The sequence below is a fragment of the Metapseudomonas boanensis genome (genome assembly GCF_042232855.1).
In the GTDB taxonomy this organism is placed as follows: domain Bacteria; phylum Pseudomonadota; class Gammaproteobacteria; order Pseudomonadales; family Pseudomonadaceae; genus Metapseudomonas; species Metapseudomonas boanensis.
Genome location: NZ_CP113889.1, coordinates 3042955 through 3054020 on the forward strand (window position 1 = coordinate 3042955; position 11066 = coordinate 3054020).

The 11066-nt window shown below is 64.2% G+C and carries 9 protein-coding genes; 2 read left to right on the top strand and 7 right to left on the bottom strand.

What is annotated here, in order from left to right; all coding sequences use genetic code 11:
- Positions 1-5 precede the first annotated feature (5 nt).
- From OXH74_RS14090 to OXH74_RS14120, 7 genes are all read right to left on the bottom strand, one after another.
- Complete coding sequence (locus OXH74_RS14090; protein ID WP_375737559.1) at positions 6-1430, bottom strand: gamma-aminobutyraldehyde dehydrogenase; 1425 nt, start codon at positions 1428-1430, stop codon at positions 6-8.
- 154 nt (positions 1431-1584) lie between these two features.
- The gene (locus OXH74_RS14095) at positions 1585-2391 is read right to left on the bottom strand and encodes an ABC transporter permease (protein WP_375737560.1); all 807 of its coding nucleotides are present in this window, start codon (positions 2389-2391) and stop codon (positions 1585-1587) included.
- Positions 2381-3331, bottom strand: coding sequence for an ABC transporter permease (locus OXH74_RS14100; protein ID WP_375737561.1), 951 nt, complete (start codon positions 3329-3331; stop codon positions 2381-2383). The genes OXH74_RS14095 and OXH74_RS14100 overlap by 11 nt, the downstream gene beginning before the upstream one ends.
- Before the next feature lies 1 nt (position 3332).
- A complete protein-coding gene (locus OXH74_RS14105) occupies positions 3333-4358 on the bottom strand; it encodes an ABC transporter ATP-binding protein (protein WP_375737562.1) in 1026 nt (341 codons plus the stop codon).
- Positions 4359-4457: 99 nt separating this feature from the next.
- Positions 4458-5609, bottom strand: a complete 1152-nt coding sequence (gene ydcS, locus OXH74_RS14110; protein WP_375737563.1) for a putative ABC transporter substrate-binding protein YdcS — start codon at positions 5607-5609, stop codon at positions 4458-4460.
- A 64-nt stretch (positions 5610-5673) separates the two neighbouring features.
- Entirely contained in the window at positions 5674-7179 is a 1506-nt protein-coding gene (locus OXH74_RS14115; protein WP_375737564.1) for a gamma-aminobutyraldehyde dehydrogenase, read from the bottom strand.
- Between the two features lie 104 nt (positions 7180-7283).
- Positions 7284-8195, bottom strand: a complete 912-nt coding sequence (locus OXH74_RS14120) for a LysR family transcriptional regulator (RefSeq protein WP_375737565.1) — start codon at positions 8193-8195, stop codon at positions 7284-7286.
- Positions 8196-8508: 313 nt separating this feature from the next.
- Between OXH74_RS14120 and OXH74_RS14125 the strand changes: the two genes are divergently transcribed.
- Positions 8509-9207 carry a tellurite resistance TerB family protein gene (locus OXH74_RS14125; protein WP_375737566.1) on the top strand — a complete coding sequence of 233 codons (699 nt, stop codon included), beginning with the start codon at positions 8509-8511 and terminating at the stop codon, positions 9205-9207.
- 221 nt (positions 9208-9428) lie between these two features.
- Positions 9429-11060: a methyl-accepting chemotaxis protein gene (locus tag OXH74_RS14130; protein WP_375737567.1), complete on the top strand. Its 1632-nt coding sequence runs from the start codon at positions 9429-9431 to the stop codon at positions 11058-11060.
- Positions 11061-11066 lie beyond the last annotated feature (6 nt).

Genomic DNA, 11066 nt, shown 5'->3' on the forward strand with positions numbered 1-11066 from the left:
CCGGGTTAATGCTTGAACATCACATGGCGGACAGCGGTGTAGTCCTCCAGCCCGTACATGGACATGTCCTTGCCGTAGCCGGAATGCTTCACGCCGCCGTGGGGCATTTCGCTGGTCAGCATGAAATGAGTGTTGACCCAGGTGCAGCCGTACTGCAGGCGCGCGGACAGGCGGTGGGCGCGACCGACGTCGGCGGTCCACACCGAGGAGGCGAGGCCGTAGTCGGAGTCGTTGGCCCAGGCCAGTACTTGTTCTTCGTCGTCGAATTCGGTGACCGAGACCACCGGGCCGAACACCTCGCGGCGGACGATTTCGTCGTCCTGACGGGCGCCGGCGAGCACGGTGGGCTGGAAGAAGAAGCCCGGACCGTCGACACGCTGACCGCCAGTGACCACCCGGATGTGCGGCAGGGCAGCGGCGCGCTGGACGAAGCCCTCGACGCGGGCGAGGTGCTGCTCGGTGATCAGCGGGCCGAGTTCGGTGCTCGGGTCGTCCTGCAGGCCAGGCTGGATGCTGGCCACGGCTTCGCCCAGTTTCGCCACGAAGCGCTCGTAGACGCCTCTCTGCACGTAGAGGCGGCAGGCGGCGGTGCAGTCCTGGCCGGCGTTGTAGAAGCCGAAGGTGCGGATGCCCTCGACGGCGGCGTCGATGTCGGCGTCGTCGAAGATGATCACCGGGGCCTTGCCACCCAGCTCCATGTGCATGCGCTTCACCGTGTCGGCGGTGCCGGCAATGATCCGCGAGCCGGTGGCGACCGAGCCGGTCAGCGACACCATGCGCACTTTCGGGTGGGTCACCAGCGGCTCGCCGACGCTGGGGCCGCGGCCGAACACCAGGTTGACCACGCCGGCGGGGAACAGCTCATTGATGAACTCGGCGAGTTTCAGCGCGGTCAGCGGGGTCTGCTCGGAGGGCTTGAGCACCACGGTGTTGCCGGCGGCGAGCGCCGGGCCGAGCTTCCAGGCGGCCATCATCAGCGGGTAGTTCCACGGCGCGATGGAGGCGACCACGCCGATCGGGTCGCGGCGGATCATCGAGGTGTGGCCGGGCAGGTACTCCCCGGCGGCAGAACCGCTCATGCAGCGGCTGGCGCCGGCGAAGAAGCGGAACACGTCGGCGATGGCCGGCAGTTCGTCGTTCAGCACTGCGTTGTAGGGCTTGCCGCAGTTGTTGGATTCCAGGCGGGCCAGCTCTTCGGCGTGGGCCTCGATGCGCTCGGCAAGCTTGAGCAGCAGGGCGGCGCGGTCCTTTGGCGGGGTCTGCGACCAGGCCGGGAAGGCAGCGTCGGCGGCCTGCACGGCGGCATCGACCTGGGCCGCGCTGGCCTCGGGGATTTCCACCAGGGCGGTGCCGAGGGCAGGGTTGAGCACGGCGAGGCCCGGGCCTTCGCCGGCGATGAGCTGGCCGTTGATCAGCAGTTTGGTTTGCATGGGTCAAGTCCTCGTTCGGTCTAGCCCCTCTCCTCTTGGGAGAGGGGGTGGGGTGAGGGATGGTTCGTGCTGTTCCGAGCTTCCCTCTCCCCCGGCCCCTCTCCTGGAGGGAGAGGGGAGAAAAGCGAGGGAGAGGGAGCCGGCCTGAAATTGCTTACTTCCCGCTCCCCGCCACCCCTTCGCCACCCTTGGTCAGGTAGTAGGCGCCGAGGATCGGCAGCATGGTCACCAGCATGACCAGCATGGCGACCACGTTGGTCACCGGCACATCACGCGGACGGCTGAGCTGGTTGAGCAGCCAGATCGGCAGCGTGCGCTCGTGGCCGGCGGTGAAGGTGGTCACGATGATCTCGTCGAACGACAGCGCGAACGCCAGCATGCCACCCGCCAGCAGGGCTGATCCGAGATTCGGCAGGATGATGTGGCGGAAGGTCTGCCAGCCATCGGCGCCCAGGTCCATCGAGGCTTCGATAAGGCTGTGGGAGGTGCGGCGGAAACGCGCGATCACGTTGTTGTGGACGATTACGACACAGAAGGTGGCGTGGCCGATGACGATGGTCAGCAGCCCCGGCTCGATACCGAGGGTCTTGAACGCTGAGAGCAGGGCGATGCCGGTGATGATGCCGGGCAGCGCGATCGGCAGGATCAGCATCAGCGAAATCCCTTCCTTGCCGAAGAAGTCGCGGCGGTATAGTGCAGCTGCGGCCAAGGTTCCGAGCACCAGCGCGATCAGGGTGGCGATTGTGGCCACCTGCGCTGACAGCTTGATCGCTTCCACCACGTCGGCGCGGCCGAAGGCGACGCTGAACCAGTGCAGGGTGAAGCCCTGCGGCGGGAAGCTGAAGGCGGCGTCTTCGGTGTTGAAGGCGTAGAGGAAGATGATCAGGATCGGGACGTGGAGGAACGCCAGCCCGCCCCAAGCGGCGACCTTGAGACCCCAGGAAGCTTGTTCAGAGTGCATCGAAGGCCCCCAGACGTTTGACGATGGACAAGTAGACGGCGATCAGCACGATGGGCACCAAGGTGAAGGCGGCGGCCATGGGCATGTTGCCGATGGCGCCTTGCTGGGCGTAGACCATGCTGCCGACGAAGTAACCGGGCGGGCCGACCAGTTGCGGCACGATGAAGTCGCCCAGGGTCAGGCTGAAGGTGAAGATCGAACCGGCGGCGATGCCCGGCACCGACAGCGGCAGGATCACCTGCATGAAGGTCTGTCGCGGGTGCGCGCCGAGATCGGCCGAGGCTTGCAGCAGCGACGGCGGCAGGCGCTCCAGGGAAGCCTGGATCGGCAGGATCATGAACGGCAGCCAGATATAGACGAACACCAGGAAGCGCCCAAGGTGCGAGGTGGACAGCGTACTGCCGCCCACACCTGGCACGCCGAGGATGAACTCCAGCACCGGTTGCAGGTGCAAGGCCTGCACGAACCACATCACCACGCCGCCTTTGGCCAGCAGCAGGGTCCAGGCGTAGGCCTTGACGATGTAGCTGGCCCACATGGGCATCATCACCGCGATGTAGAAGAAGGCCTTGGTCTTGCCCGTGGTGTAGCGCGCCATGTAGTAGGCGATGGGGAAGGCCATGGCAGCGCTGGCGATGGATACCGCCACGGCCATGCCCAGCGTACGCAGGATGATGTCGAAGTTGGCGGCCTGGAATAGCGCGGCGAAGTTGGCCAGCGTCAGGTCCGGCGTCACCGTCATGGTGAAGTCGTCGAAGGTGTAGAAGCCTTGCCAAAGCAACGTCAGCAGCGACCCCAGGTAGATGGCGCCGAACCACAGCAGCGGCGGCACCAACAGCAGCGAGAGGTATAGCGTCGGTTTCCGGTAGAGCAGGTTGGACAGCCGCCGCAGCAGGCTGTTGGCGGCTTGCGGCCGCTCGGCGTTGAGGGTCAATTCCATGTCACAGACCCTCGGTGAGCTGGACCATGGCGTCGCGGGCCCAGCGGGCGGTGACGCGCTGGCCGGGCTGGTGCGACGAAGCCGTGTCCTGCCATTGGCTATTGGCGTGGCTGACGCAGAGGTTCTGGCCGTTGTCGAGACGGATCTCGTAGCGCGTGGCAGCGCCCTGGTACTGGATATCGTGGAGAAGGCCGCTGATTTCCACTTCGCCGCTGGCTGCCTCGCCCATCGCGAAGCGAATGTGCTCGGGGCGGATGGAGAAGGGCTGCGCCAAACCGGTGAGCTGGTGGGCGAGGTCGCCGCGGAGCACGTTGGAGGTGCCGACGAACTCGGCAACGAAGGGCGTGGCCGGCTTCATGTAGAGATTGCGCGGGGTATCCACCTGTTCGATGCGGCCCTTGTTGAACACGGCCACGCGATCGGACATCGACAGCGCTTCGCCCTGGTCGTGGGTGACGAAGATGAAGGTGATGCCCAGCTGGCGTTGCAGCTTTTTCAGCTCGCTCTGCATCTGCTCGCGCAGCTTGAGGTCCAGCGCGCCGAGCGGTTCGTCCAGTAGCAGCACGCGGGGGCGGTTGACCAGCGCACGGGCCAGGGCCACACGCTGGCGCTGGCCGCCGGAGAGCTGCGCGGGCTTGCGCTCGCCGTAGCCGGCCAGGGCTACCATGCCCAGCGCTTCTTCGGCGCGGGCCAGGCGCTCGACGCGGGCGACACCCTTCACCTTGAGGCCGTAGGCGACGTTGTCACGCACGTTCATATGCGGGAACAACGCGTAGTCCTGGAACACGGTATTGACGTCGCGTTGGTAGGGCGGCAAACCCGCGGCTTCCTCGCCATGGATGCGGATGGAGCCCGATGAGGGCTGCTCAAAGCCGGCGATCAGGCGCAGGCAGGTGGTCTTGCCGGAGCCCGATGGGCCGAGCATGGAGAAAAACTCGCCGTCCTTGATATCGATGGATACCCGGTCGACGGCCTTGACCTCGCCGAACTGGCGGGAAACCTGGGTGAACTGGACAGCAAGTGTCATGGTGCGGTGCTCCGGTGAAGCAAGAAAACGGGGTGGGGCAGGGAGTAGCTCCCTCTCCCTCTGGGAGAGGGGAGACTTTTAGGGATAGATCAGCGCGGATTACCTGCCACCCATGATCGCGATGTAGTCCTGGGTCCAGCGGCTGTAGGGCACGTACTTGCCACCCTCGGCTTGCGGGGTTTTCCAGAAAGCAATCTTCTCGAACTGCTCATAGCCGTTGGTGGTGCAGCCTTCGGCGCCGAGCAGGGCGCTGGCCTTGCAGCCGGCCGGCACGGCAGGCAGGGCACCGAACCAGGCGGAGACGTCGCCCTGGACTTTGGGCTCCAGCGACCAGTTCATCCACTTGTAGGCGCAGCTCGGGTGCTTGGCTTCCGCATGCAGCATGGTGGTGTCGGCCCAGCCGGTAACGCCTTCCTTCGGAATTACGGTGTCCACCGGCTGGCCTTCGGCCTTCAGGGTGTTGGCCATGTAGCCCCAGGTGCTGGAGGCCGCTACACCTTCGTTCTTGAAATCGCTCATCTGCACAGTCGCGTCGTGCCAGTAGCGGTGCACCAGGCTGTGTTGCTTGCGCAACAGGTCGAGGACGGCGGTGTATTGCTCTTCGGTCAGCTGGTACGGGTCCTGGATACCCAGTTCCGGCTTGGCGGACTTCAGGTAGAGGGCGGCGTCGGCGATGTAGATCGGGCCGTCGTAGGCCTGCACGCGGCCTTTGTTGGCTTTGCCATCGGCCAGTTGCTGGGCTTCGAAGACGGCGCTCCAGCTATCCGGCGCCTGCTTGAACAGCTTGGTGTTGTACATCAGCAGGTTCGGGCCCCACTGATACGGTGTGCCGTATTGCTTGCCCTGGACGTTGAACCAGGGCGCGTCCTTCAGGCGCGGGTCGAGGTTCTTCAGGTTGGGGATCAGGTCCGGGTTGATCGGCTGCACACGCTTGCCATAGATCAGGCGCAGAGAGGCGTCGCCGGAGGCGGTGACCAGGTCGTAACCGCCCTTGGCCATCAGGCTGACCATTTCGTCGGAGGTGGCGGCGGTTTTCACGTTGACCTTGCAGCCGGTGTCTTTCTCGAATTGGGTCACCCAGTCGTAGTTCTTGTCCGACTCGCCACGCTCGATGTAGCCGGGCCAGGCAATGATGTCGAGCTGGCCTTCACCTTTGCCGACTTCCTTCAGGGCTTCGGCGGCCTGCAGGCTGGTGCTGGCCAGGATGGCGGTGGCGATTGCGCTGAACAGTGCGGTTTTGCGCGCGGACATAGTGTTCCCTCTTGATTAGTTATTGGTCGGGGCAGTTGAAGCGGGTCGATCCGTTTTTCTTGTACTAAAGCGTCTCTCCGTGGCGCGCCATGATGTGGCGGACCACGCTGTAGTCCTGCAGCGAATCGCTGGACAAGTCCTTGCCGTAGCCGGAGCGCTTGAGCCCGCCGTGGGGCATCTCGCTGGCCAGCATGAAATGGGTGTTGATCCAGGTGCAGCCGTACTGGAGGCGTGCGGCTACCTGCATGGCTTTGTCCAGGTTTTGCGTCCAGACGGAGGAGGCCAGGCCGTATTCCGAGTCGTTGGCCCAATCCACGGCTTGGGCCAATTCGTCGAACCGGGTAACGGTGACCACCGGGCCGAAGACCTCGCGCTGGACGATTTCGTCCTGCTGTTTGCAGCCGGCCAGCAGGGTTGGCTGGTAGTAGTAGCCGGCACCGGAATGCACGGCAGCACCAGTCACGCGCTCGATGTGTGGCTGGCCGAGGGCGCGTTCGACGAAGCTGGCCACGCGGTCGCGCTGGCGGGCGCTGATCAGTGGCGGGATCTCGTTGTCCTGATCGCGCTTGCGGGCGAAGCGCAAGCTGCCCACGGCGTCGCCTAGTTCCGCTACCAGGCGGTCATGGATGCCGGCCTGGGCGTAGATGCGGCAGGCGGCGGTGCAGTCCTGGCCGGCGTTGTAATAACCATGGGTGCGAATGCCCTGGACCACGGCGTCGAGGTCGGCGTCGCTGCAGACGATCACCGGTGCCTTGCCGCCCAGTTCGAGATGGGTACGCTTCAAGGTGCGAGCGGCGCTCTGGAGAATCTTCTGGCCGGTGACGATGTCGCCGGTCAGCGAAACCATGCGCACCTTCGGGTGGCCCACCAAGTGGCTGCCGACACTGTCGCCGGCGCCGCAGAGAATATTGATTACGCCGGCCGGGAGAATCTCCGCCAGGGCGGGGGCGAGCGCCAGGATAGACAGCGGGGTGTGTTCGGAGGGTTTGAAGATCAGCGTGTTACCAGCCGCCAAGGCCGGTGCAATCTTCCACGCCGCCATCATCAGCGGGTAGTTCCAGGGCGCAATGGAGGCCACCACGCCAACTGGGTCGCGGCGTACCAGACTGGTGTGGCCGGGGATGTACTCGCCGGCGAGTTGGCCCTGTTGGCAGCGCACGGCGCCGGCGAAGAAGCGGAACACGTCTGCAGTGGCGGGGACATCGTCCTGGCGTGCCAGATGCAGCGGCTTGCCGCAGTTCAGGGCTTCGAGTCGAGCCAGCGAATCGGCGCGCTTTTCGATGGCATCGGCAATGGCGAGCAGGGCGGTGGATCGTTGCGCGGGCGTGGTCCTCGACCAACTGGTGAAGGCCCGGTTGGCTGCACGAATGGCCGTCTCTACCTGGTCGATAGACGCTTCGGCGATGCTGACCAGGGTTTCCCCGCTGGCAGGGTTGATGATCGGCTCGGCCGGGCCCTCGCCGACGACGAACTGGCCGTCGATCAGCAGTTCAGCGTGCAGGGTCGGTGTGCTCGAGGCGCTGCTCATCTTGCTGGCTCGTTTCTTCTCGGTTTTTTGTTCTTCAGTCATCCCGGTGCTCCTTGTGGGAGCCCGGCATGGCTCTTTGACTGCATCGAGAGACTAGAGGCCGGGCTGGAGGTCGACAAATTCTAAATACTGAAAGCAGCGTTCTATTAAATCGAAAGCTTACGATTGTTCGGTTGCTCGCGGGCTACGGTCAGAAAGGGGTCCACCAGCGCCGGACGTGCCGTGCCCCGGCGCCAGGCCAGGCCCACGTCCAGCGGCTCGCCCAGGTCCGCCAGCGGACGCGCCTCGATGATGTCGCCCTCCAGGGACCAGGGGCGGTAGGTCATGTCTGGCTGGATGGACAGGCCGAGGCCGGCGGCCACCAGGCTTCGCACGGCTTCCACCGACGCGGTGCGCAGCGTGACTTGCGGCGTGAGGCCGGCGCGGGACCAGATGCGCTGGGTGTGCAGGCCCATTTCGTCAGCGTTGAGCTGGATCAGCGGTTCACCGGCTACATCGGCCAGACTGATGCTGTCGCGCTCCAGCAGTGGGTGTTGGGCTGGGAGCCAGAGACGGTGTGGTGAGTGGGTGAGCACTTCGGTCTGGAGAGCGAGGCGGTCTTCGAGGTTGGAGAGAATCAGCACGCCCACATCGATCTCGCCGCTCACCAGCAGGTGCTCGATATACGGGCGCTCGTCCTCAACCACGCGGGTCCTCACGTTGGGGTAGGCGCGCTGGAAGCGGGTAATCAGGTCGGCCAGGTAATAGCCGGCCACCAGGCTGGTTACGCCGATGGTCAGGCTGCCGGCGACCTGGTCGGTGCTCTGCTGCAGGCTCCGCTTGGCGTTTTCCACTGTGGCCAGGATCAGATGCGCCTGACGCAGGAACTGGTGGCCCTGGTGGGTCAGCGACATGCCCTTGGCATGGCGGTTGAAGAGGCTGACGCCGATTTCTTCCTCCAGCTGCTGGATGGCTAGGGTCAGCGTGGACTGTGATATGAACACTGCCTGGGCGGCGGCGGAGATAGAGCCGGTTTCGGCGACGGCGATGAAATGGCGGATCTGGCGGAGGGTCATCATGGGCGGCGCTTCGCGTCTGATTGGCTGCCCTGCATTATGGTTTATCGAAAATTGAACGTTTGTTTCTTTTTTATCGATGGGCAGGGCTCGTTGCTCACGGCGCCAGCAAGGCGAGTAGCCGCCGCTGGCGGAGGGCCTGCATCAGGACATGGCCGCCAAGAGCATCTCTGCAGGTACCGGGTTGCGCAGGTAAACCGTGGCAGGCCCGCCATCCCCCTCCGGCAATATCTGGAAGCACTCTGCCCCCTGCGGCGAGAAATCCCTCCGGTTAGAGTCGGTCGATCACAAAGTTCTGACCTACCTGGAGATTTCCATGGACACTCGAGGACTACTTGACCAGCTGCTCAAATCCGGCCAGGAATTGCTTCAGCAGAACGTGGCCGGCAAATCCGCCGGACATGCCAAAGGCAATTCCGGCGGCAGTAACCTCGGAAGCCTGCTTACTGGCGCCGGGGGCGGTGCCTTGGCGGCAGGGGCACTGGGGCTGCTGCTGGGTAACAAGCGTGCGCGCAAGATGAGTGGCAAGGCGCTGACCTATGGTGGTCTGGCAGCCTTGGGGGTGCTGGCCTACAAGGCTTATGGCAATTGGCAGGCGCAGCAGGCGACGGCACCGCAGCCTGAGCCGCGGACCCTGGACCGTCTTCCCGCAGCGCAGGCCGAACAGCACAGCGAGGCGATCCTCAAGGCACTGGTGGCAGCGGCCAAGTCCGATGGACATGTGGATGCGCGCGAACGCCAGTTGATCGAGGGTGAGCTGGCCAAGTTGACGCAGGACAAGGAGCTGCAAGGCTGGCTGGATGCTGAGCTGAACAAACCGCTGGACCCAGCTGATGTCGCACGTGCTGCGCGGACGCCGGAAATGGCTGCGGAGATGTACATCGCCAGCGTATTGATAGTCGATGAGGAGCACTTCATGGAGCGCGTCTACCTCGACGAACTGGCTCGTCAGTTGCAACTCGATCCAGGTCTCAAGGCTGAACTCGAACGTCAGGTCCGCCAGGAGTTGCAGTAAGTTCCAACCCGGGGTGGCTGGTCCGGCGGCCCCCTTTCCGCTGCAATTCCCCCACTTTCTGCCAAACTTGCCAGGCATCGGTAGGTGCCGTCTTTCTGGCGACATAAAAGTGACGTTGATGTCTCTTGCAGGCGTTAGGGCTAGTCTCTAGAGTCGCCGCCCATGCAGGAGGCCGCCCGGACGGCCGATCCGTATCTGAGTTCTGGCAACTGGGGAAGAATGTGAAGAACTGGACTGTTCGCTTGCGTATCCAGGCAAGTTTCGCGGTGATCATCGTCATCATGTCGTTGATGGCCACGATGTCTTACGTCCAACTCATGAATATCGAACACGAGGGTGACCGGGTACTCGAGGACGCAGTGCCGGGCCTGCACCTGATCAGCAAAATTCGCAGCAGCTGGACCGATAACCTGCTGCGCACCCAGGCCCAGTTGAACGAGGTGTCGGCAACTGGCGCGGTGACGATCTATCAGGCCGATCTGAAGGCGATCGAGCAGAGCAATGCGCAACTCGACGGCCTGCTCAAGGACTACGAGGCCACTATCAACCTGTCCGTGGATCGTGCCGAGTACGCGCGGTTCCTGGCGATCCGCAGGAATTACCTCGACCAGCAGGCCCAGGTGCTGGCGTTGATCAAGGAGCAGAAGCACAGTGCTGCGGGGCAGGCCTTCAAGGAAGGGGTGGTCGCGCACTGGTTCCAGGGCCGGCAAGTGTTGAACGACATGACCGAACTGAACAAGGACACAGCCGAGCAATCGATTGCCGAGATCGTGTCGTCGGTTCGCACTGCCGAGCGGAGCATGTTGCTGGCGCTGCTCTTGGCCGTGGCCGCCGCGGCGATCTGCGGCCTGCTGCTGTTGCGCGCAATCACCCGTCCGGTGGGCGGTATCGTGAATACCTTGAGGTCCATGGCCGGAGGGGATCTATCGGTCCGTTTGGACTTGGGGCGCAAAGACGAATTCCTCGCCATCGAAACCGGTTTCAACACCATGGCGGATGAGCTGAAGGGCTTGGTCTCGCAGGCGCAGCGCTCCTCCGTCCAGGTAACCACCTCGGTCACCGAGATCGCCGCAACTTCCAAGCAGCAGCAGGCGACCGCCACCGAAACGGCGGCCACCACCACTGAAATTGGTGCTACTTCGCGGGAAATCGCCGCCACTTCGCGGGATCTGGTACGCACCATGGCCGAGGTGTCCGGCACCGCCGAACAGACCTCCGTGCTGGCCGGCTCCGGCCAGCTTGGTTTGGCACGGATGGAAGAGACCATGCATCAGGTGATGGGCGCAGCCGATCTGGTCAATGCCAAGCTGGCGATCCTCAACGAGAAGGCCGGCAACATCAATCAGGTGGTGACCACCATCGTCAAGGTGGCCGATCAGACCAACCTGCTATCGCTCAACGCTGCCATCGAGGCGGAGAAGGCTGGCGAATACGGCCGTGGCTTCGCTGTGGTGGCGACCGAGGTGCGCCGACTGGCCGACCAGACTGCCGTGGCGACCTACGACATCGAGCAGATGGTGCGCGAGATCCAGTCGGCCGTGTCGGCGGGGGTCATGGGGATGGACAAGTTCTCCGAAGAGGTGCGCCGCGGTATCGCCGAGGTAGGCCAGGTGGGCGAGCAGCTGTCGCAGATCATCCAGCAGGTCCAGGCGCTGGCGCCCCGCGTGCAGATGGTCAATGAGGGCATGCAGGCCCAGGCTACCGGCGCCGAGCAGATCAACCAGGCACTGGTGCAACTGGGCGAGGCCACCGGGCAGACGGTGGAGTCGCTGCGCCAGGCCAGCTCCGCCATCGATGAGCTGAACCTGGTGGCCAACGGCCTGCGGACCGGCGTCAGCCGCTTCAAAGCCTGAGCCGGC